Below are 22,402 nucleotides of genomic sequence, written 5' to 3' on the forward strand. Positions count from 1 at the left end.
CATGACTGTGGGACCGTTCCGTGAGCTTCTTTCTACAACGTCCTCGGCCCCGTCAGCGATGACTGCCGAGCCGAATAAATCAGCGTTTCCCTAGCAGCGAAGATCCCGTTCTTGATGCGATTTCGCATATGAAAGCGCAAATACAGAATGTGAATTTAATGCTTGAAAATGTCGCGTCGATATGAGTTTGTTTTAACGCGACCGGGCATCGCAATCCGGCATCATATACGCGCCCTTTTTATATCGACAGGCAAGACCACCCGGCCCATTTAATGCCTTTGTCATCGCGATTTTCTTTAGCCATTTTTACAGAATTTTCTTCCAATTTATATTAACTCTCAAAGGTAAATCGGAACGTGATACCGAGCCCCTTTAGCGTACATCGACGGACGCCGCGATCCAGTCAGCCAGTTCGCCGTGGGTAGTGGTTGAGGTACGCAAAGCGTCGCGCACCGCCTCTATCCGCCGGCGTATCGCCAAAGCGGCTGCGCAAACAAAAAAGCGATATGGGCTTCGCGGCCCATATCGCCCACTCCACACCTGGTGGGAAAAAACGCCGACGGGTGGAGACGCGTCGGCGGACAGCCTTTCACACGCACCGCGTGTACCGCGTGTACCGCGTGTACCGCGTGTACCGCGTGTACCGCGTGTACCGCGAGTAACGCGCGAACGTTCAGCGCACCGACGCGAGCTCCACGGCCCGGCCTTCGCGCACGGAGATCACCGCCGCCTCGGCCAGCTCGAGCGCCTTGAGGCCATCGGCGAGCGTGCTGCCGGGCGCATGCTCGCCGCGCAGCACGCCGATGAAATGCGCCATTTCGTCGGCATACGCCGCGCGGTAGCGCTGCAGGAAGAAGTGCTCGGGCAGATCGCGGTTCACGCTTTGCGCGGTCCACGCTTCCACTTCGCTCGGCCGGTGGTTCTCCGCCTTCAGCAGACCCTTGCTGCCGAGCACCTCGAAGCGCTGGTCGTAGCCATACGCCGCGCGGCGGCTCGTATTGATCTGGCAAAGCTGCCCTTTGCGCGTGCGGATCGTGACCGCGGTGGTGTCCGCGTCGCCCGCCTGCGCAATCGCGGGATCGACGAGACACGACGCCTGCGCGTAGACGCTCACCGCTTCGTCGTCGAGGATCCAGCGATACACGTCGAAGTCGTGGATCAGCATGTCCTTGAAAATGCCACCCGAACTCGCGATGTACGACAACGGCGGCGCACCGGGGTCGCGGCTCGTGATCACGAGCACTTCGGGATCGCCGATTTCTCCCGCGACGAGCCGCGTCTTCAGCGCGCGGAAGGTCGGATCGTAGCGGCGCTGGAAGCCGATCATCGCCTTCACGCCGGCGCGCGACACCGCATCGACGCACTGCCTCGCGCGATCGATCTCGAGGTCCACCGGCTTCTCGCAGAACAGATGCTTGCCCGCCGCCGCGGCGCGCACGATCAGATCCGCGTGCGTGTCGGTGCTCGAGCAGATCACCACCGCGTCGACGCTCGCGTCCGCGAACACCGCGTCCACCGACGCGACCGACGCCCCGTGCGTGGCGGCCAGCGCCTGCGCCGAAGGCTCACGCACGTCCACCACGTATTTCAGGCAGACGTCCTCTGCGCCAGCGAGATTCGCCGCGTGAATCCTGCCGATACGTCCGGCGCCGAACAACGCGATATTCAACATGCCCAAGCTCTCCTGTTTCCTGTTCTTGCGGTTGTCGATAATGGAACGTGGCGCGGGACGAACATCCCGCTCACACGCGCCGTTTGCGATTGCGATACTGATCCGCAATCACCGCCGCGACGATGATCACGCCCTTGACGATTTCCTGGTAATACGCGTCGATACGCAGGAACGTGAAGCCCGAGGTCATCACGCCGAGAATCAGCACGCCGATGATCGTGCCGCCGATACGTCCAACCCCGCCCGCGAGCGACGCGCCGCCGATCACCGCCGCGGCGATCGCATCCAGTTCGTAGTTCACGCCCATGCCGGCCTGTCCGGTGATCGCGCGCGCGGAGGTGACCATGCCGGCGAGACCCGCGAGCAGCCCGGCGATCGAATAGACGATGATCAGGTGCCGGCCGACGTTGATGCCCGACACACGCGCAGCAGCACGATTGGCGCCGATCGCGTAAGTGAACTTGCCGTAACGCGTGTAACGCAACGCGATATGGAACACCAGCGCGACCACGAGAAAGATCACGACCGGATGCATGCCGGAGCCGATCCACGCGAAGTCGTCGGTGAGCATGCTGATCGGGCGGCCGTGCGTGTACCACTTCGCGGCGCCGCGCGCCGACACCATCATGCCGAGCGTCGCGATGAACGGCGGCAGGCCCGTGTAGCTGATCAGCGCGCCATTGACGAGCCCGCACACGAGCCCGACGGCGAGCCCCGCGAGAATCGGCCAGACGATCGGCAGGCCCGTCAGCGCCGGGTAGACCGCGCGCGCATAGCCCGCTTCCTGCGCAAGGCTCGCCGATACCATCGCGGCCACGGCCACCACCGAGCCCGACGACAGATCGACACCGCCCGTGATGATCACCTGCGTGACGCCGACCGCGATGATGCCGATCACCGACATCTGCAGGATCATCACTTCGAGCCGGTCGGTGTTGAGCAGGAAGCTCTGTCCGTTGACGACCCAGCCGATCGCCTCGAAGAAGAGACTCATGCCGATCAGCACGAGAAAGATGCTGGCCTCGGGCGGCCATTTGCGACGCTGCGACGATTGCGCGGCACCGCCGCGGGATTCGATTGCCAGATTGCTTTGAGCCATGTCTGTCTCCTGTCCAGGCGGCCGCATGTCAGCGCGACGCCAGATCCATGATCGTCATCTGATTTGCGGCTGCGCGATCCACCACGCCCGTCACGCGTCCTTCGTGCATCACGACGATGCGGTCCGACATGCCCAGTACTTCGGGCAGCTCGGACGAGATCATCAGCACCGCCACGCCCTGCCCCGCGAGCTTGCACACGAGGCGATGGATTTCCGCTTTCGCGCCGACGTCGATGCCGCGGGTCGGTTCGTCGAGAATCAGCACGCGCGGGTGCGTAAGCAGCCAGCGGCCGATCAGCACCTTCTGCTGGTTGCCGCCCGACAGGTTCTCGATCGGTTCGTCCATGCCGGGCGTTTTGACACGCAGCGCCGTGGACATCTCGCGGCACGCCTTCGCGAGCGCGCCATGCTCGACGAAACCCGCCTTCGCGTAGCGCTGGGTCAGCACCGCGCTTTCCATGTTCGACAGCACGTCGAGCATCAGAAAGCAGCCGGTGTCCTTGCGGTCTTCGGTCAGGAACGCGACGCCGTGCTTCATCGCGATGGCCGGCGTATCGACGTCGACCGTCTTGCCGTCGATGCGGATCGTGCCGCTCGTCGCCGGCACGACGCCGAACAGCGCCTCGGCCACATTCGACCGGCCGGAGCCGATGAGCCCCGCCATCCCGACGATCTCGCCCGCGCGGATCTCGAAGCTCACGTCGCGGAACACGCCTTCGACGCCGAGCCCTTCCACCGACAGCACGACGTCGCCGATCGGCACCGTCTCCTTCGGAAACATCTGCGTGATCTCGCGCCCGACCATCATGCGGATGATCTCGTCGCGCGTGACCTCGTTCGCCGCATGCGTGCCGATGTAATGGCCGTCGCGGAACACGGACAATTCATCGGCGATTTCGGCGAGCTCGTTCATCTTGTGCGTGATGTAGACGATGCCCTTGCCCTGCGCCTTCAGATCGCGAATGATCCGGAACAATCGCGCGACCTCGTTCTCGGTGAGCACCGACGTCGGTTCGTCCATGATCAGCACGTCGGGGTCGTGCGAAATCGCTTTCGCGATCTCCACGGTCTGCCGGCTCGCGATCGAAAGCCGGCGCAGCTCGATGTCGGGATCGATATCCACTTCAAGCCCGTCGAACAGCTCGCGGGTCATCCGGCTCATCTTCGCGTGATCGATCAGGCCGAGCCGATTGTGCGGCTCGCGGCCGATCCAGATGTTCTCCGCCACCGTCATGTACGGCATCAGGTTCAGCTCCTGGTGGATCATCGCGATGCCGTTGCGCAGCGCGTCGATCGGACCGCGCAGCTGCATCGGCTTGCCGCGCAGAAGCAGCTCGCCTTCGTCGGGCGTGTAGACGCCGGCGATGATCTTCATCAGCGTCGACTTGCCCGCGCCGTTCTCGCCCATCAGTGCGTGGACGCTGCCCTGCTTCAACGCGAAGCGAACGTCGTCGAGCGCGACGACGCCGGGGAACGCCTTGCGCACGCCGCGCACTTCCAGCAGCAGCCCGGCAACGCCGGGATGCGTCGCGCGAGCGGATCGTTGCTCATCCACCGCGCCCGTCACGTCTCCTGTCACAGCCATCGCAAGCTCCTCCTCATCCGTGTCGATCCGCACTGCGTCGTCCGCAACCGTCCGCGACCGCGTCACGTCACACGACGTCACGCGACGGCGGACGTGCACCGCTCAGTTGCGGCTCGCGAACGCCGGCAGGTTGTGCGGCGTCACGAGTTCGAACGGAATCCACACGGTGGCGTTGGCCTGCTGGCCGCGCGCGAGTTTGAGCGCGGTCTCCACCGCATCGGCGCCTTGCGCGGCGCCGTTCTGGAACACGGTCACCTTCAGGTCGCCCGACTTCATCGACGCCAGCGCGTCCTGGGTCGCATCGACGCCCGCGACGATCATCGTCTTCGGAAACTTGCCCGCCGCCTTCAGCGACTGGATCGCGCCGAGCGCCATCTCATCGTTGTTCGAAACGATCGCGTCGAACTTGAGACCGGCCGAGAGCCAGTTGTTCATCAGGTCCGCCGCGTCCGTGCGCTGCCAGTTCGCCGAGCGCGAGTCGACGATCTTGATGCCGTCGCACGGCGGCTTCGCGATCACGTCCTTGATGTCCTGGGTGCGCTGGCGCGCGGCCTGGTTCGCGAGGTCGCCCATCATCACCAGGATGTTGCCCTTGCCGCCCATCTGCCGGCAGACTTCGGTCATCTCGAGCGTGCCCGAGTCCTTCTCGTTCGAGCCGACGAACGACACCTTCGGCGGCAGATTCTTGTCCGACGGCATGCGGTTCACGTAGACGAGCGGAATGCCGGCCGCGCTCGCAAGCTTCGTCATCTTCGGCGTCGCGTCGGTATCCACCGGGTTCACGATGATCGCGTCCACCTTCTGCGCGATGAAGTTCTGGATCTGGTTCAGCTGCTTGCCGACATCGTTCTGCGCGTCCTCGAACTGCAGGCTCACGCCCTTCTGCTTCGCGCCGTCAGCACTAATCGCGTTGCGCACGACGGTCAGGAAGTTGTCGTCGAACGCCGACATGCTCACGCCGATTTTTTCCGCATGCGCGGCAGGCGACATGGCCAGCACCACACCCGCGGCCAGGGACAGCAGAATCCGTTTCATGTTTCGTCTCCTCCTTGTTGAAAACGAGCCCGGTTGTCTCCTCCTGGGCTCATGGCAGGTCGCGCCCGGAATCAGGCGAGCCCGGTTCGAATGAAGTCCATGCTGGCGCGCAGCCGCGCTTCGATATCAGCGGCTGCGCCGATTTCCTCGGCGAATGGTTCGAACGAGAACGCGCCGCGATAGCCGCGCGAAAGCAGCGTCCGCAGTTGCCAGAGATTGCCGAGACGGTCCGCCGATCCCACCAGCACGCGATGTCCGTCGCGCATGCGTCCGACCGGCAGGTCGTCGTCTTCGACGCCCGAGATATGCACGAGTCCCGTCAGATCGGGAAAGAAGATGTCTTCGCCCGACAGGTGATGATGGAAGGTGTCGTGCACGAGCTTGAACACGCGTTCGCCGGCCGCGGCGTAGATGCCCTTCACCGCGTCGGACTTGCGGCGCAGCGCGCATTCCTCGAAGCCGAGCGGCTCGATCAGGCCGGTCAAGCCGCGCGCGGTCAGGATCGGCGCGAGCGCCCGCAGCGCCGTCACGAGATCCGCGTGCCGGTCGCCGGCGGTGCGGCGGTCGTCGAGCGAATTGGTCGGGCACAGCACCAGCGCGCGTGCGCCGCACCGCACCGCGTAGTCGGCGAGATCGATCGCTTCCTGCTCGCGCTCGGCGTTCCATTGCTCGAAGCGCTGCAGCGCGTTGATCGTCAGGATCTCGAGGCCGGCCTCGTCGGCTTGCGCACGGATCTCGCCGGCGGGCGTGCCGTCGCGCATTTCGATGCTGTCCAGGTCGTTGCGGATCTCGATCGTGCCGACGCCGAGCCGCCGGCACAGCGACACGTATTGCGCGAGCGGCAGACGCGGCGCGCTCATGCGGTTGAGAGAAAAGTGGAATGCGGAATTCGTCGTCATGGCTTTTGCCTGTGGGTGGAAGTGCGGGTCATGCAGCTTCAGTGCTGAATCAGTGCTGAACGCGTTGCGTGTGCGGCGCGTGGCCGTAGCGCCGTTCCATCTGGCACAGCCACGTATCGCGCAGCCAGTGCGCGCACGCCACGTTGTCGCTGAGCGCGTCGCGACCGGCATCGCCGCGACGGCCAGCCGGCGACGCGAACGCGCAGGTGATCTGGCGCAGCCGCGGCCGCAGCTCGTTCGCCTGCCAGCGGATCAGTTGGCGCAGCTCGCGTTTCCAGCCCTCCGCGCGGGTCACCGCCCACAGTTGCGGCGTCACGTGCGCGTCGCCGCGCAGGCTTCGCGATGCCGGCGTGTCGATGCGTGCCCGGCGCGCCGCTCGCGTCGGAACGCCGCGCGTTCGCACGTGATAGACCCAGCCGCGATCGATCCAGTCGGCGTGCAGCGCGCTCGAAGCGTCGCGTTGCGCATCGGCGTGATTCGGGTGGGTATTGGCCTCGGTATTTGCCTGGATATGCGTCTGGACGTCGCTACAGGGAAGATCGGCATGGTCGACCGTGACGCGAAACGGGAAGCCGGCGCGCGCGATCCGTTCGCCGAGCCGCGCGACACGCGTGCGGTCGCGCCGGGACACGGAGCACGCATCGAGGCTCGGCACGCAGCCGACCCGATCGCCCCACTCGCACAGTCGCAGATAGAACGCGACGACGTCGTCGTCCGACAGCGGCTCGGCGCCGTTCGCCTGAGCAGGCAGGCGCAGATTCAGCACCTTGCTGCCTACGCGCGACGCGGCGTCGATCACGTCCTTCGCCAGCGCCTCGTCGCGGCCGATGCCCCACGTGCCGTCGATCACACGCACCGGCAATGCATAGCGATCGACCAGATCGAAGTACGGCCTCAGATCACCGCCGGCCGTGGCCTGCGTTTCGACGAAATCGAACACGCCGGCCTCCGCGGCCATGCGAAAGCGCTCGACCTGCCGCGCGCCGCGCGACCCTGCGCCACGCGGCTGGCCGCCAATGTCGACGCCGATGTACATCGGTTCCGCCATGGGACTGTCTCCTGTCTTGTGCTTCGGCCGCGGGTCGAGGCCCGTTGCCGCCGGCTGCTGTCGCGTTCGGGGGAACCCCTCTGGCGACGCGCCGATTGGTGTCCAATGTAGAAACCGGGCGGCTGGCTGGCACGTGCTTTTTTGCAGATAAATCGGCAGAATGGATGCCGATTTATCGGCAACCGCAAAGGACGCTCATGGCTCAGCAACCGTCACCGTCGCGCCGCAAGCGTTCGGCGCGCTTCGTCGAGATCGCCGAGGAAGCGGGGGTGTGCACGGCAACGGTGGACCGCGTGCTCAACGAGCGCGGCAGCGTGTCCGCAACGACGCGCGCGAAGGTCGTGGACGCGGCGCGGCGGCTCGGTGTGCCGCGTCTGTTGCCGGAGGTGCGGCACGGTCTCGTGCATCTCGACATCGTGCTGCCGAGAAACAGCACGCCGTTTCACCGGCGTCTCGCGCTCGCGCTGCAGCGCTCGGTCCAGATGCTCGACCGGCGCGTGATCGTGCATCGCAGCGCGGTGCCGGAAGACGACGAGACGCTGATCCTCGATGCGATCCTGCATCCGCCCTACCGCCGGCATGGCCTGATCATCACCGCGCACGACACGCCGCCGGTGCGCGCGGCGCTTGCCAGCATCATCGCGGCGGGCGAGCCGGTGGTCACGCTCGCAACGGATATCGGCGGGATCGAACGCGTGCATTACGCGGGCATCGACAACTACCGTGCGGGACGTTCGGCGGGTCACTTCATCGGACGGATGGCGCACGGGCCGGGCCGCGTGATCGTGATCTGCAACGCGTTGCAGTACCGCTCGCACGTGGACCGCACGCGCGGTTGCCGCGACGCGATAGCGGAACGCTTTCCCGCGCTCCACTGCAATCCGGTGAGCGTGGAGACGCATGACGATCCGGACCAGTGCTATCTCGCGGTCGCGCGGGCGCTGCAGGAGCACGGCGACGTGGTCGGGCTATACAACAGCGGCGCGGGTTCGATCGGCATCGACGCCGCGCTGCGCAAGTTCGGCGCGGCGGGCAACATCGTGTGGGTGGGACACGAGATGTCCGATGAACACCGGCGCTATCTCGAGGAAGGCACGATGGACGTCGCGATCGACCAGGACCCCGACGGCCAGGCGATCTCGGCATTGCAGCACCTGCTGCGCGCCTGCGGCGTGGTCGACGAAGCGCCGCCCGGCGAGGCGAACGAGTTCAGGCTGTATATGTCGGAGAATCTGCGGCGCAGTCCGTATTTGCCATGACGCACAACATGGCGTGCGCGGCAGCGACGCTGGGCACGCGGCAGGATCGAATGCGAACGCATCCAACCCATTCTCAGCGGAGCCAGAATGATTGACCATACCGGCGTGGCAGTGAGCGACTATTCGAGGAGTCTTGCGTTCTATACGGCGGCGCTAGGTGCCATCGGCATCGTCAAGCTGATGGAAATTCCCGCTAGCGTAACGGGTCACGCGGATACGGCAGGCTTCGGGCCGCCAGGAAAGCCCGAATTCTGGATCAGCGAGGGCACGCCGAACCGGCCTCCCGTTCACATTGCATTTCGGGTGGATAGCCGGGCGGCAGTCGACGCTTTCTACCAGGCTGCAATTGCCGCGGGTGGGCGTGACAACGGTGCTCCGGGAATCCGCGCGCATTATCACCCGGACTACTATGGCGCCTTCGTGCTGGATCCTGATGGCCACAACATCGAAGCGGTCTGTCGCCAGCCGGCCTGACACGCACACACGAGACAAGGCTGATGCCTATGGCAGAGGAACGCCCCAGACGGCCGTGACGTTTCCGCCCAGGCGCCATTCGTCGAACGGCCTGCGTGGCGCGATGATCGCCGCCAGACGGTCGTCCCTGAACCGCGCATAGTACGGTTCGACCCAGCACAATTCATCGCGGAAAGTCCACGGAAAGAGTTCCTGCTTGATCGGCGTGATCTTCGTGAAACTCGCTGGATCCTCCACAGCGTCGATCACCAGCCTGGCGAGACGACCGATCGCGCCGCCGTTCTCCCGATACAGATCGATATTGCGCCTGTGCGCCAGTTCCGCCGCTAACACCAGTGGAATCAGCGCAAACGTGTGATAGTGCAGCGCCCGGTTTCCGCGCTTCACCTCCCGGGCGAGTGAGCCGTCCGGCTGAATGTCGCGAATGCCCTCGCGAATACGCAGGAGACCTGAATCGAAGAGGCTCGAATTGCCGGTCACGGTGCCGGTCGCGATCAGATCAAGGCCTGCCCAGTAGACGAGATTGTTATGCAGACGGTTGATCGCTTCCGCATCGCGCGTCGCGCTGGCGATTCGTTCGAGCCATGGATCGATCGCCGCGAAGCGGGCGCGGTTTTCGTCACGGAAAGCCTGCGGCATACGCAGGATCACCATGGCGAAGTCCGTTCCTGCCCAAGAACGCTCGTAGTAGCCCTGATAGCCGGAAATGTGCCCCATCAATGCGTCGTCCCGCGCCCAGGCATCCAGCAGGTTCAACGCACACGTCCAGTCACCTTTGTCGGCCGCCGCATTGAGTCGCGATACGAAGTTGCGCATCGGCTTGACCGCCTCGGCGTAGCCCGAGGCGTCGTCATAGTAGCCGGGAGGATCGATGGTCTGGACGGACGCCGGTATATCGCAGGCGCGCGCCGAAGGTGCGGTCGCAACCATCGCGATCGCGGCGAGTACGGCGGCAGGCAGCATTCGAGCTGACTTCGAGCACATTCGGACCTCAAGGGGAACGTTGACAGCGAAAAGCGACTCAGTATGGGTCTTCGACGGCTGCCGATCGACCAGGCACGCCGAGCCCGCCCAGCGACTGGAACAGCGCGGCGGTATCGGCCAGGCGGTCGGCCTGCGCGCGGACCCGGTCGAGCGCCGTCTGCAATGCCTGCCGCTGACTGTCGAGCAGTTTGAACTGGCTGACGCCGCCAGCGGTGTACTGCTTTTGCGCGATCGCAAGGCTCATCCCGGCCTCGCGCGCGGCCTCGTCGCGGGCGCGCAGTTCATGTGCGTCGTCCTGCAGCGCGCGCAGTGTATCCGCGACCTGCTGCAACGCCTGCAGCACGGTTTGCTGGTACCCGGCAAGCGCCGCATCGTAAGCGGCCTGCGCAGCGCGCCGCTTCGCGCGCAGTTCCCCGCCGCGGAAGATGGGTTGCGTGAGCGTCAGGCCCGCATTCCAGATGTTCAGGCCATCCACGATATCCGCGACGCGCGTACGCTCGGACCCGATGCCGGCCGAGAGCGCGAATTGCGGGTACAGGTTTGCGGTTGCGACGCCGACGTTCGCGCTCGCCTGATGCAGCAGCGCTTCGGACGCACGGATGTCGGGGCGTTCGCGGGCAAGCGTCGAAGGCAGCGTCAGCGGCAACGTACTGGGCAACTGCAGCGCATCGAGCGTGATGTCGTCGAAATCGGCTTTCGTCGGCGCGATGCCGAGCAGGATCGCCAGCTGATGATCGGCTTGCGCGAGCTGGGTCGCAAGCGGCGGCAGCGACGCGCGCGTTTGCGCAAGCAGCGAGCGCTGGTTGTGCACGTCGACCTGCGCGACGCCACCCGCCTCGAGCTGCGCTTCGCGGATCGCCAGCTGCTGCGCCTGGGCGTCGGCGAGGCGTTGCGTGAGTGCGATCTGCTGTCGCAGCGACGCGCGCCGGATCGCGGTAGCGACGACGTTGCCGGCTAGTGTCAGCCGCGCTGCGTCGAGCTCGAATTCCTGATAGTCGACCTGCGCCATCAGCGCTTCCAGTGCGCGCCGGTTGCCGCCGAACAGATCGAGCGCATAAGACACGCTGACCGACGCATCGTAGAGCGTGAACGGTCCCGGCGATGGCAGGCTGCTCAGGCCGAACGCGCCAAGGTCGACTTGCTGCCGCGTGCCCGACAGCGAAGCATCGATGGCCGGCCACTGCGTGGCGCCGGCCTCGGCTGCGTAGTTCTCGCGCGCCTCGACGAGCGTGGCGCGCGCCTGCGCGAGCGTCGGGCTTTGCTTCAGCGCCGTGTCGACGAGGCGATTCAATGCATCGGACTGAAACCGCGTCCACCAGGTCGGCAGTGCATGCGCCGCCGTGACGAAGGTTTGCGAGGTGCCGGCGGCGCCGCTCGCGGCCCCGGTCGCGGCGGGCTGGGCTTCGCGCGTATAAGACGGCGAATCCGGCGCCGCCGGCGCATGAAAATCCGGGCCGACGGTGCAACCGCAGAGCGCGAGCGCCAGCAGAAACGCCAGTGGCTTCATCGGACGGTTTCTCCTAATCGAGCGTGCGCCGATAGAATCGCAACGCAATGCCCATGACGACGACCGTGAACAGTGCGAGCGGCCACACCGATGGCCACAGGTCCGCCCAGCCGTTGCCCTTGAGCAGGATGCCGCGCACCAGCCGGTTGAAATACGTAAGCGGCAGCAGATTGCCGATGAACCGCGCCCACGCCGGCATGCCCGCAAACGGAAACATGAAGCCGGATAGCAGCAGGCTCGGCAGGAAATAGAAGAAGGTCAGCTGCATCGCCTGCAGCTGGTTCTGCGCGAGCGACGAGAGCGTGATGCCGACGACCAGGTTCGCCGCGATGAAAAGCAGCGCGGCCAGATAGATCGACAGCAGGCTGCCCTCGAACGGCACGTGAAAGACATAGCGCGCCGCGGCGAGAATGATCGACGACTGCACGAAGCCGATGGCCACATAAGGCACGATCTTGCCGGTCATGACCTCCACCGGCAGCACGGGCGTGGCGAGCAGATTTTCCATGGTGCCGCGCTCGCGTTCGCGCGTGATCGCGAGGCCCGTCATCATCACCATCGTCATCGTCAGGATCACACCCATCAGGCCGGGCACGATGTTGTACTGGGTGATCGCCTCGGGATTGTAGAGGCTATGCACCTGCACGCCGAACGCGGCGGGGCCGCCGTTCAGATGCGCGAGCGGCCCGGTAAGATCCTTGTCCGCCACCGGCTGCACGAGAGCGGGCAGCGCGGCGAGCGCGGTGCTGGTCGCCGTCGGGTCCGTCGCATCCGCTTCGACCAGCAGCGAAGGACGTTCGCCGCGCAGCAGCGCTCGCGAGAAATCGACGGGCACGTTCAGCACGAACTGCACGCGGCCCTGCGCGAGCGCACGTCGCCCCGCCTCCTCGTCAGGCAGCGTCTCGACTACGTCGAAGTAACCTGAGTTCTCCATCGCCGCGACGAAGCTGCGCGCGAACGGGCTTTGATCGCCCATGATGACCGCTGTGGGCAGATGCTTCGGGTCGGTATTGATCGCATAGCCGAACAGCGTGAGCTGGACGATGGGCAACCCGACGATCATCGCGAACGTGATGCGGTCGCGATGCAGCTGGAGGAACTCCTTGAGCACGATGCTCCACCAGCGCGACCAGGAGAACAGCACACGCGTCGTCATGAAGGTGCCCCGTAGTCGTCGGCCGAGTGACTCATCAGATAGATGAACACGTCTTCGAGTCCCGTTTCGATCGGCTCCACGCGCAGGTGTCTGCCTTCGGCCGCCTGCCTGACGGCGGCCTCGAGCGCAGCGTGATCGCGGCCGCTCGCGTGCAGCGCGGAGCCGAATACGACGGTCTGATCGACGCCTGGCAACGCGCGCAGCCGCTCCGACAGTTCGGTCAACCGTTCGCCATGGATCGACCAGGTGGCGAGCGCCTGCGATTCGATCACCTGCTGCGCGGTGCCTTGCGCAAGCAGCTTGCCGTACGCGATGTAGGCGAGCTTGTGGCAGCGCTCCGCCTCATCCATGTAGTGCGTGCTGACCAGCACCGAGATGCCGCGCGACGCCAGCCGGTGCAGCTCCTCCCAGAAGTCGCGGCGTGCGGTGGGGTCGACGCCGGCGGTCGGTTCGTCGAGCAGCAGCAGCTTCGGTTCGTGCAGCATGCAGGCGGCGAGCGCGAGCCGCTGCTTCCAGCCGCCGGACAGTTCGCCCGTCAGCTGTCTGGCGCGACTTTGCAGACCGAGCGATTCGAGTGCGCGCTCGACGACCTCGCGCCGGTTGCGCATCTGGTAGATGCGCGCGACGAAGTCGAGATTCTCGCGGATCGTCAGGTCTTCCCAGAACGAAAAGCGTTGCGTCATGTAGCCGACGTTGCGCTTGATCTGCGCGCTGTCGCGAACGATGTCGTAGCCGAGGCAGGTGCCGGTGCCCGAGTCCGGCTTGAGCAGGCCGCACATCAGTCGGATTGAGGTCGTCTTGCCGCTGCCGTTCGGCCCGAGAAAACCGAAGATTTCGCCGGGCGCCACCTGCAGCGACACGTCGTTCACGACGTGCTTGTCGCCGAAGTGCTTGTTGAGCTTGCGCACGTCGATCGCGTTTTGCGGCGCGGGCGAGTTCATTGCAGCGTGACCTCGACCGGCTGGCCCGGATGCAGTTTCGGCGCATCGGCGACGGACGGATGCGCTTCGACCAGGAACACGAGCTTCGCGCGGCTCTCGTTGCTGTAGATGACGGGCGGCGTGTATTCCGCTGTGCTCGAGATGTAGGTGATTTTCGCAGGTACGTCCGCCGCGCAGCCGTCGCAGTGGATCGTCAGCGAACGGCCCGGCGCGAGCCGCCCGACGACCGTCTCCGGTACGAAGAAGCGGACCTTGATGTTCCGCGGCGGCAGCATTTGCACGACCGGGTTGCCCGCCTGCACCCATTCGCCGATGCGATACAGCGTGTCGTACACGAGTCCGCGATCCGGCGCGCTCACGTGCGTCTGGTCGAGCTTCCACTGGGCTTGCGCGACGGCCGCCTGCGCGGCTTCGACCTGCGCGGCCTGCGCCGCGATCTGCTGCGTGCGGTTCGGCAACCGGTCGACGTCGAGCTGGTGCATCCATTGCCGCACCTGGGCCGCGTCGGCATTCGCGTTCTGCCGGGAATCGTCGAGCTGCCCTTTCGGGATGCCGCCCGCCCGGTATTGCGCTTCGTCGCGAACCAGCTGCAGGTCGGCCTTGCGCGAACTGGCGACGGCCTGCGCGAGCTGCGCCTGCGTCACAGCCACTTCCGGCGGCCGCTTGCCGGTCCGGATGTCGGCCAGCTGCGCGCGCGCCGCGTCGAGCTGCTGCTGCGCCTGTTGCAGCGCGGCGGCCTCGTCGACGGGGTCCAGCGCGAACATGGGTGTGTTCGAGTCGACCGTTTGCCCGCGCGCGACCGACAGCTCGGTGAGCTTGCCGGACTGCGAGGAGCCGAGGTAGACGAACTCCCCTTCGACATAGCCCTGGAACGTGCGGTCGTCGTGATGCGCGCAGCCGGCGCAAAGCGCCGCGGCCGGCAGCAGGCGTAGAGCGGCGGGCACACGGCCGTGCGAACGGGGAGCGCAGTTCATGGCTTCTTCCGCGAAGGCGTTCGGCGCCGCGAGGCTGCCGGTCTGGCCCGCGGCCGCATGCCGCCGGTCAGCAACGCGATGACATGCTGGCGCAGCGTGTCCCGGTCGAGCGCCGGCAGGCCTCCCCGGCCTTGCCAGACGGCCGCGGTCGCGAACGGCAACATCACGAGCCCGAGAATCGAGTTGAACAGCAGCATCGGGTCGAGCTGCGGGCTGACCGTGCCGTCCCGCTGCGCCTGCGCAACGCGAGCGCCGAACCGGTGAAGCGTGTCGAACGGCAGGCGCTGGATCATCCGCTCCCGCAGCAGACCGCCTTCGCCGACGACTTCCCGCAACCACAGCGCCGGCAGCCAGGGCAGGCGTTCGATCACGTCGAGCAACCGTTCCACGAACTGCTCGACGAGCGCGAACGGATCGGCTTCGGCATCGTCTTGCGCGGGACTCCAGACGAATGCCGCAGCGCGCGCGAGGCGTTCCTCGGCCACCGCGTCGAGCAGCGACTCGCGGTTGGTGAAGTAGTAGTGGACCAGCGCCGAGGCCACGCCGGCAGCCGATGCGATCTGCCCGACCGTCGTCGCGGCGATGCCGTGCCGCGAAAAAAGCTGTGTGGCCGTGTCGAGCAGATGCTCGCGCGGATCGATGTCATCGCTCGCCGGGCGACGGCCCAGCGGCTTTCGGGGAGCGCGTTTCGTGACCATAGGTGCAGTTTAATTGGCCAATCAGTTAATTGCAAAAAAGAATGCGCCGCTTTTCGGTCAGGTTGTGAGCTGTGGGATGATCTGCGCCATGAACCGATCGATGAAGCCCGGCCGCAGGATCTTCTCGCTGGCGAGTGCCGCGCTGCTCCTGCTCGCTGCTTTCGCGTGTCGGAGCGTTCCGTGTCAGGCGGCGGAGCCGGCCGTACTGCATCTGACCCGGGCGGAGGCGCTGGAAGAGGTGCCTGGATCGCGCATGCCGGTCGACGAAACCGTCGACGACGCGCAACTCGCCGGTATCTGGAAGCCGGTCACGCTGCCACTGGTGTTGAAGAACCCCGAAACATCAGGGCAACGAACCACGTGGATACGCGTGCACGTCGATGCACCGCCCGGGATGCGCGGGCCGACCAGGTTCTACCTGATCTCGTGGCTGGCTCCGGGCAATCTCGCGGTTTACGGCGACGGACACCTGCTCTACCGTTCGCCCGGCACGCCGGTCTGGAATCTGTTCACCCATCCGGCGGTCGTGTTTCCGCTGAGCAGCGGCGACGACGGTGCACCGCCCCGCACGTTGCTGTTTCGCCTGGACCGGGCGTCCGGCCAGAACGCCGCACTCTCGTCGTTCTACGTCGGCGACGCCGCGACCGTGGAGTCGATGGCGGCACGTCGCGACTTCATCGTGAACCAGCTGCCGTTCATGTTGAGTGCGGGCTTCGTGCTGGTCGGCATTTTTGCGCTGGGCGTCTGGGTGTTCCGCCGCAACTATCCGGGACATCTGCTCTTCATGATCTCGGTGACGAGCATGACGCGCCGCTGGCACTTCCAGCTGGCTCCGGCAAGGCTGCCGATCCCCGACGCCTGGTTTGTCTGGCTGACCTTGAACGCGCTGCTGTGGCAGGTGATCGCGACGCATATGCTGCTGAGCTTCCTGCACGGTCAGCAGCGACCCCGGCTCACGCGCGGTCTTGTGGCCATCGGGATCGCGATCGCCCTCGTGACCCTGCCCGTCAACACACTGCCGCTTTCGGTCCTGCTGCGCGCACGCCTGGCAGCGCAGTTCCTGATCATCCTGATCGCGCTGACGACACTCGTGCTGGGCAGCTGGAGCGCCTGGCGCACGAGCTCCCCGGACGCCATGCTGCTGGCCGGTGCCTTTGGACTGACATTCTGCGCCGGCGTCCACGACTATTTCTCGCTGCTCTACATGACGAACCCGGAAGGCATCTACATGACCGGGAATGCGACGCTGGTCTACGTGCTGACCTGTATTTTCCTGCTGTTCCGCCGCTACGTGCGCGTGCTGGCTGAAGTAGAAACGGTCAACGTCACGCTGGAAAAACGCGTACAGGCGCGCGAGGCCGAATTGCTGGAAAGCCATGCCCGTCTGCGCGAGATCGAGCACGAACAGACCCTGAGCAATGAGCGCCAGCGATTGATGCAGGACATGCACGACGGACTGGGTTCGTCGCTCGCCAGCGCGTTGTGCGTCGTCACGAGCGGAAGGGGAACTGACGAGGAACTCGAGGAAGTCATTCGCGGCTGCATCGACGATCTGAAACTGACCATCGACTCGCTCGAGCCGGTCGACGCCAATCTGTTGCTGTTGCTGGCGACCTTGCGCTACCGGTTCGACCCGCGCCTGAGGAGCGCGGGCATCGTCATGCGCTGGAACGTGGACGACGTGCCCGCGCTCGAGTGGCTCAATCCGCCCAGCGCGCTGCACATTCTGCGCATCCTTCAGGAAGCGTTCAGCAACATCCTCAAACATACGCAGGCGACGGAAATACGTGTCACCACGGGCGCCAACGCGCTCTGGGCGTGGGTGACAGTCGAGGACAACGGCCCGGGATTCGATGTCGCCGGTGCCACCCAGGCGGGCGGCCGGGGACTCGCGAACCAGCGGCGACGGGCTGCGGCGTTGTTCGGGGCGATCCGCCTGGAATCGTCGTCGACCGGCACGCAACTGACCTTGCTGTTGCCGGTCAGTCCGCAGCCAGGCCGGGTCCCGCCAATTTCGGCGTAGGCAGACCTAGACGACATTCACCGGCGCTCCACCGACGAACCGCTCGATGTTGTCGATCAGTTGATCGGCAAGCGTCTGCTGCGCTTCGTCCGATGCCCACGCCACGTGCGGCGTGAGGATCACGTTCGGCCGCCCTGCGATGCGCATCAGCGGGCTGTCCGGCTGCGGCGGTTCGCCGTCGCAGACATCGAAGCCCGCGCCGCTCACGAGCCCTTCGTCGAGCGCACAGACGAGCGCGGCCTCGTCGACCAGACCGCCGCGCGCCGTGTTGACGATCAACGGCTTCTTCTTCATCGCGCGGAACTCGGGCATCGCGAGCATGTTGCGCGTCGCGGGCGTGAGCGGGCTGTGGATCGTGATCACGTCGCTCGTCGCGAGCACCTCGGACCATAGCGTATACAGCGGTCCCAACCCTTCCCTGCCCTTGTGCGCCGCGAACATCGGCACCATGCCGAATGCCTTGCCGATCTCCGCGACGCGCTGACCCAGCACGCCTTCGCCGATGATCCCGAGCCGTGCGCCGCCCAGGTCGCGAATCGGGTGATCGAAAAAGCAGAACTGGCCGGACTTCTGCCAGACGCCATCCAGCACGTCCTGCCGGTACGCGATCAGATTGCGCCGCAGCGCGAGCATCAGCGCGAACGTATGCTCGGGCACCGTGTTGACCGCATAGCCGCGAATGTTCGAAATCACGATGCCCAGCCGGCGACAGGCGTCCTTGTCCACGCAATCGGTGCCGGTCGCGGCCACCGCGACGAGCTTCAGGTCAGGCAGGCGCTCCAGCACGTCCTTCGTGAGCGGCACCTTGTTGGTGATCGCGATCGACGCGCCCGCCAGCCGTGCGGCGACTTCGTCGGGCGCAGTGCGGTCGTGCTCGACGAACTCGTGCGCAAAGCGCGGCTCGCGCAACCTGATCTGCGGCGCGAGCGTCGCGCGGTCCAGAAAAACGATCTTCCGCATCATGCCTGTTCCTCGAGGTTCGGTTCGACTTCATTCGCGAGATGGCGCTTGGCCTCGGCCACGACGTGGACCGCGGTAATGCCGAAGTGCTCAAACAGCACGTCGGCCGGTCCGGATGCGCCGAACGTCTTCATGCCGACGAAGCCGCCGCGCTCGCCGAGATACTGGTCCCAGCCGAAGCGCACCGCCGCCTCCACCGCGACGCGCACGGTGCCCGGCCCCAGCACGGCCGCGCGATAGTTCGCGTCCGCCGCGTCGAACAGCGCGCAGCATGGCATCGAGACGACCGCCGTCGGCACGCCTTCGGCCTGCAGACGTTCGCGCGCGTCGAGCGCGATGGCGACCTCGGAGCCGGTTGCGAGCAGCGTGACGCGGCGCTTGCCGCCTTCGGCTTCGGCCAGCACGTACGCGCCGCGGCGCGACAGGTTCTCCGCGACGTGCACGCGGCGCACCGGCGGCAACGCCTGGCGCGCGAACACCATCGTGCTCGGTCCGTCGCGACGTTCGAGTGCGATCTCCCAGCACTCGGCCGCCTCGACCGCATCCGCGGGACGCATCACGTGCATGTTCGGCATCGCGCGCAGCGACGCGAGGATCTCGACCGGCTGGTGCGTCGGTCCGTTTCTGCCAAGGCCGATCGAGTCGTGGCTGAACACGAACTTGACTGGCAGGCCCATCAGCGCGGCCATCCGCATCGCGGGCCGTTCGTAGTCGGAGAACGCGAGGTAGGTGACGCAGGTCGCGATCACGCCGCCGTGCGCGGCCATGCCGTTCGCCATCGCGCCCATCACGTGCTCGCGCACGCCGCAATGCACGTAGGCGCCGCTGCGGTCTTCCGCGGTGAACGCGGACAGGTGGCGCTTGTGGCTCGTCGGCGCTTCGAGATCGGCGCAGCCCACCATCCGCTCCGGCAGGACCGGCACGAGCAGGTCGTTGATTTCACCCGACACCATGATGCCCTGCCGCGCTTCACCGCTTTCCGCCGCGCGGCGCCGGTAGTCTTCCAGCGCGGCGCGCCATCCGTCGGGCAAGCGCCCGGCCCGCACGCGTGCGAATTCGGCACGCGCTTCATCCGGCAACGCGGCGACGCGCGCCTGCCACGCGCGGTACGCGTCCGCGCTGCGCTGCCCCGCGCGGCGCCACGCCGAAAGAATCTCGTCGGGTATCTCGAACGGCGCATGCGGCCATGCGAGCAACGCGCGCGCCGCGTCGGCATCGGTCTCGAACAGCTTGCCGCTGTGACCGCCGCGCTGCCCCTGCAACCGTGCGATGCCGCGCCCGATGATCGTGCGGCACGCGATCAACGACGGGCGCGCATCCTTGCGCGCGAGATCGAGCGCCGCGGATACGGCGTCGATATCGTGGCCGTCGACGTCGAGCACGTGCCAGCCCGCGACGCGAAAGCGCTCGCGCACGTCCTCGCTGATCGACAGGTCGGTGCTGCCGTCGTCGGTGATGCGGTTGTCGTCCCAGCACAGGATCAGCTTGCCGAGGCGCAGATGGCCCGCGAGCGAGATCATTTCCTGGCCGACGCCTTCCTGCAGGCAGCCATCGCCGACGAACGCATACGTGTAGTGATCGACGATGCCGCTGCCGAACTTCGCATTCAGGAATGCTTCGGCCACCGCCATCCCGAATGCGTTCGCGATGCCCTGGCCGAGCGGACCGGTCGTCACTTCGATGCCGGCGGCCGGGTCGTATTCGGGATGTCCCATGCAGTGCGAGCCGAACTCGCGGAACGTCCTGATCTGGTCGAGGCCGATGCGCGCATAGCCGGTCAGATAGAGCAGCGAATACAGCAGCATCGAGCCATGGCCGTTCGACAGCACGAAGCGGTCGCGGTCGGGCCATTCGGGATCGGCCGGATTGAACTTCAGGTGTCGCGTGAACAGCGCCGTCGCGATCTCGGCCATGCCGAGCGGCACACCCTGGTGTCCTTCGCCCGCGCGCAGGATCGCGTCGATCGACAGGAAACGGATGGCGTTCGCGAGCGGCTGCGCATCGAGGTTAGACATGGCAAAAGGCTCCTTGCGCGCCGGGTTCTTTGAGAACGCGGCGCCAGTATCGGCGGCGGGGGAATGATGTCGCGCGCCGCCGCAGTGGTGACGCGCGCTTACGCGAAGTCAGGGATGCAGGAAGCCGGTCGAGATCCACGGCACCGCGGCGACCACGACGAGACCGATCACGAGCGCGACCATGTAGCCGAGGATCGGCTTCATCCCGAGATCGGGATGGATGCGGCTGACGGCGCACGCCGAGTAGTAGCCGACGCCGAACGGCGGCGCGAACAGGCCGACGCCCATCGAAAGAATCACGACCATCGCGTAGTGGATGTCGCTGATGCCTAGCTGCTTCGCGATCGGGAACATCAGTGGTCCGAACAGTACGATCGCCGGAATGCCCTCCAGTACACTGCCGAGTACGATGAACACTACGATCGACGCGGCGATGAACGTCGCGGCGCCGCCCGGCAGGCTCGCGAGCGTATCGGCCAGCTCACCGGAGAAGCCCGACTGCGTGAGCGCCCAGGCCATACCCGTCGCCGCGCCGATGATCAGCAGGATCGCGCCCGACAGCGACGCGGTATCGATCAGCATCGGCTTCAGGCGCGACCACTCGAAACGCCGGTAGATGAGCAGACCCGCGAGCACCGTGTACGCAATGCCGATCGTCGAGACCTCGGTGGCCGTCGCGATGCCGCGGATCACCGCGGCGCGGATCACGAACGGCAACGCGAGCGCCGGCAACGCGACGACCAGCTTGCGCAGGATTTCCGGTGCCCTGGCGCGCTTCACGTGCGAGAGGTCTTCATGGCGATTGCGCCAGAAAACCAGCGCGCACAGCGTCACCGCGAGCACGATGCCCGGCAGCATGCCGCCCGTGAACAGCGCCGAGATCGATGCGCCCGTGACCGAGCCGAGCGTGATCAGCACGAGGCTCGGCGGGATCGTCTCGGTCTGCGCGCCGGTCGCGGCGAGCAGCGCGATGAGCTCGCCCGGCTTCGTGCCGCGCGCCTGCATCTCGGGAAACAGCACCGGCGCGACCGCCGCCATGTCGGCCGCTTTCGAACCCGAGATGCCCGACACCAGATACATCGCGCCGACCAGCACGTACGACAGGCCGCCGCGCACATGCCCGAGCAGGCTCGCGAGAAACGCGATCATCGCGGCGGCCATGCCTGTCATCTCGATCAACTGACCGAGAAACACGAAGAGCGGCACCGCGAGCAGGATCAGGTGCGACATGCCTTCGTCCATGCGGCCGACGACGACCGTCAGCGGCGTACTCGTGGTGAGCGCGAGATAGCCGAAGGTGGCGAGCGCGAACGAGAACGCGATCGGCACGCCCGACAGCACGCCCAGCGCGACGAGCCCGACGAAAAAGATCAGCAGGTTGTAGTTGCCGAGATTCTGCAGCAGCGGACCGAGCGCGACCAATGCGCAGCCGATCGCGAACACGGCAGCCAGCGCCGCGAGCACAAGCTTCCAGTTCGCCTCGCGGAACAGGCGCACGGCGACCACCAGCAGCATCAGTCCCGAGCCGACCGGAAACGCCGCCGCGCGCCACGAGTCCGACAGGCTGAGCGCGGGTGTCGTCACGACCGCGGCGTCCTGCGCGAACTGGATCGCGGGCCACATGACGAGCCCGAGGAACGCAAGCGGCACGGTAATCGCGATCATGTCGAGAAACGCGCGTACGCCGGGCGAACACATGCCCACGATCGCCGTCATCCGCATGTGCTCGCCGCGCCGCAACGCGACCACGGCGCCGAGCATCGCGAGCCACAGGAACAGGATCTCGGCGAGTTCGTCGGACCACACGAGCGGCGCGCGCAACACGTAGCGGCTCGTCACGCCGGCGAGCAGCACGACGATCTCGGCGACCACCAGCAGCGCGGCGGGAATTTCGACGAGCGGGCCGAGCGCGGCGTCGAGCGCGCACACGAAACGCCGCGGCGAATGATGCGGATAAGACAGCGTGACCATGGCTTGTCTATATGAACGCGTCCCGTTTGCAACAGTTTTCGTGTGTTTCGACAGACAGGATGGGCTGCATCTCTATATCCGGCCTTGCTGCAGCCGGTAATG

The 22,402-nt window shown here is 66.1% G+C and carries 18 protein-coding genes; 3 read left to right on the forward strand and 15 right to left on the reverse strand.

Going from position 1 to position 22,402, the window contains the following annotated elements; translation table 11 throughout:
• Nucleotides 1-673: 673 nt before the first annotated feature.
• The 6 genes from iolG to DVS29_RS35130 all read right to left on the reverse strand — a co-directional run bounded on the left by iolG (nucleotide 674) and on the right by DVS29_RS35130 (nucleotide 7,338).
• Nucleotides 674-1,672 (reverse strand): inositol 2-dehydrogenase, encoded by a 999-nt coding sequence (gene iolG / locus DVS29_RS35105; RefSeq protein WP_118185672.1) that lies wholly within the window; start codon nucleotides 1,670-1,672, stop codon nucleotides 674-676.
• A gap of 70 nt (nucleotides 1,673-1,742) precedes the next feature.
• On the reverse strand, nucleotides 1,743-2,771 hold the full coding sequence (locus DVS29_RS35110) for an ABC transporter permease (protein WP_118185673.1): 1,029 nt from the start codon (nucleotides 2,769-2,771) through the stop codon (nucleotides 1,743-1,745).
• A 28-nt stretch (nucleotides 2,772-2,799) separates the two neighbouring features.
• Complete coding sequence (locus DVS29_RS35115) at nucleotides 2,800-4,356, reverse strand: sugar ABC transporter ATP-binding protein (protein WP_118185703.1); 1,557 nt, start codon at nucleotides 4,354-4,356, stop codon at nucleotides 2,800-2,802.
• 102 nt (nucleotides 4,357-4,458) lie between these two features.
• Nucleotides 4,459-5,391 (reverse strand): sugar ABC transporter substrate-binding protein, encoded by a 933-nt coding sequence (locus DVS29_RS35120; protein ID WP_118185675.1) that lies wholly within the window; start codon nucleotides 5,389-5,391, stop codon nucleotides 4,459-4,461.
• Between the two features lie 71 nt (nucleotides 5,392-5,462).
• Entirely contained in the window at nucleotides 5,463-6,290 is an 828-nt protein-coding gene (locus tag DVS29_RS35125) for a TIM barrel protein (RefSeq protein WP_118185677.1), read from the reverse strand.
• Nucleotides 6,291-6,339: 49 nt separating this feature from the next.
• Nucleotides 6,340-7,338: a xylose isomerase gene (locus DVS29_RS35130; RefSeq protein ID WP_118185679.1), complete on the reverse strand. Its 999-nt coding sequence runs from the start codon at nucleotides 7,336-7,338 to the stop codon at nucleotides 6,340-6,342.
• 197 nt (nucleotides 7,339-7,535) lie between these two features.
• Between DVS29_RS35130 and DVS29_RS35135 the strand changes: the two genes are divergently transcribed.
• Together DVS29_RS35135 and DVS29_RS35140 are read left to right on the forward strand one after the other, a co-directional pair.
• On the forward strand, nucleotides 7,536-8,597 hold the full coding sequence (locus DVS29_RS35135) for a LacI family DNA-binding transcriptional regulator (RefSeq protein WP_118185681.1): 1,062 nt from the start codon (nucleotides 7,536-7,538) through the stop codon (nucleotides 8,595-8,597).
• 87 nt (nucleotides 8,598-8,684) lie between these two features.
• On the forward strand, nucleotides 8,685-9,071 hold the full coding sequence (locus tag DVS29_RS35140) for a VOC family protein (protein WP_118185683.1): 387 nt from the start codon (nucleotides 8,685-8,687) through the stop codon (nucleotides 9,069-9,071).
• A gap of 27 nt (nucleotides 9,072-9,098) precedes the next feature.
• Here the strand turns inward: DVS29_RS35140 and DVS29_RS35145 are convergent, their stop codons facing one another.
• From DVS29_RS35145 to DVS29_RS35170, 6 genes are read right to left on the reverse strand one after another with little or no spacing between them, the layout of a single operon-like run.
• Nucleotides 9,099-10,034, reverse strand: coding sequence for a mannuronate-specific alginate lyase (locus tag DVS29_RS35145; protein ID WP_118185685.1), 936 nt, complete (start codon nucleotides 10,032-10,034; stop codon nucleotides 9,099-9,101).
• 58 nt (nucleotides 10,035-10,092) lie between these two features.
• Nucleotides 10,093-11,562: an efflux transporter outer membrane subunit gene (locus DVS29_RS35150; RefSeq protein ID WP_118185687.1), complete on the reverse strand. Its 1,470-nt coding sequence runs from the start codon at nucleotides 11,560-11,562 to the stop codon at nucleotides 10,093-10,095.
• A gap of 13 nt (nucleotides 11,563-11,575) precedes the next feature.
• Entirely contained in the window at nucleotides 11,576-12,718 is a 1,143-nt protein-coding gene (locus DVS29_RS35155; protein ID WP_118185689.1) for an ABC transporter permease, read from the reverse strand.
• Nucleotides 12,715-13,659 (reverse strand): ABC transporter ATP-binding protein, encoded by a 945-nt coding sequence (locus DVS29_RS35160; RefSeq protein WP_118185691.1) that lies wholly within the window; start codon nucleotides 13,657-13,659, stop codon nucleotides 12,715-12,717. Before DVS29_RS35160 ends, DVS29_RS35155 begins: the two co-directional genes overlap by 4 nt.
• Complete coding sequence (locus DVS29_RS35165; protein ID WP_118185693.1) at nucleotides 13,656-14,633, reverse strand: HlyD family secretion protein; 978 nt, start codon at nucleotides 14,631-14,633, stop codon at nucleotides 13,656-13,658. Before DVS29_RS35165 ends, DVS29_RS35160 begins: the two co-directional genes overlap by 4 nt.
• Nucleotides 14,630-15,331, reverse strand: a complete 702-nt coding sequence (locus DVS29_RS35170; protein WP_118185695.1) for a TetR/AcrR family transcriptional regulator — start codon at nucleotides 15,329-15,331, stop codon at nucleotides 14,630-14,632. The genes DVS29_RS35165 and DVS29_RS35170 overlap by 4 nt, the downstream gene beginning before the upstream one ends.
• A 13-nt stretch (nucleotides 15,332-15,344) precedes the next feature.
• On the opposite strand from DVS29_RS35170, the gene DVS29_RS35175 reads away from it, so the two are divergent.
• The gene (locus DVS29_RS35175) at nucleotides 15,345-17,354 is read left to right on the forward strand and encodes a sensor histidine kinase (RefSeq protein ID WP_124800758.1); all 2,010 of its coding nucleotides are present in this window, start codon (nucleotides 15,345-15,347) and stop codon (nucleotides 17,352-17,354) included.
• A 6-nt stretch (nucleotides 17,355-17,360) separates the two neighbouring features.
• Here DVS29_RS35175 and DVS29_RS35180 read toward each other — a convergent pair whose 3' ends face one another.
• The 3 genes from DVS29_RS35180 to DVS29_RS35190 all read right to left on the reverse strand — a co-directional run bounded on the left by DVS29_RS35180 (nucleotide 17,361) and on the right by DVS29_RS35190 (nucleotide 22,300).
• Nucleotides 17,361-18,314, reverse strand: coding sequence for a D-2-hydroxyacid dehydrogenase (locus DVS29_RS35180; protein ID WP_118185705.1), 954 nt, complete (start codon nucleotides 18,312-18,314; stop codon nucleotides 17,361-17,363).
• Nucleotides 18,314-20,329 carry a transketolase gene (gene tkt, locus DVS29_RS35185; RefSeq protein ID WP_118185699.1) on the reverse strand — a complete coding sequence of 672 codons (2,016 nt, stop codon included), beginning with the start codon at nucleotides 20,327-20,329 and terminating at the stop codon, nucleotides 18,314-18,316. Before tkt ends, DVS29_RS35180 begins: the two co-directional genes overlap by 1 nt.
• Nucleotides 20,330-20,437: 108 nt before the next feature.
• On the reverse strand, nucleotides 20,438-22,300 hold the full coding sequence (locus DVS29_RS35190; RefSeq protein ID WP_118185701.1) for a TRAP transporter large permease: 1,863 nt from the start codon (nucleotides 22,298-22,300) through the stop codon (nucleotides 20,438-20,440).
• Nucleotides 22,301-22,402: the final 102 nt, after the last annotated feature.

The sequence above is a fragment of the Paraburkholderia phosphatilytica genome, from assembly GCF_003443895.1.
Classification (GTDB): domain Bacteria; phylum Pseudomonadota; class Gammaproteobacteria; order Burkholderiales; family Burkholderiaceae; genus Paraburkholderia; species Paraburkholderia phosphatilytica.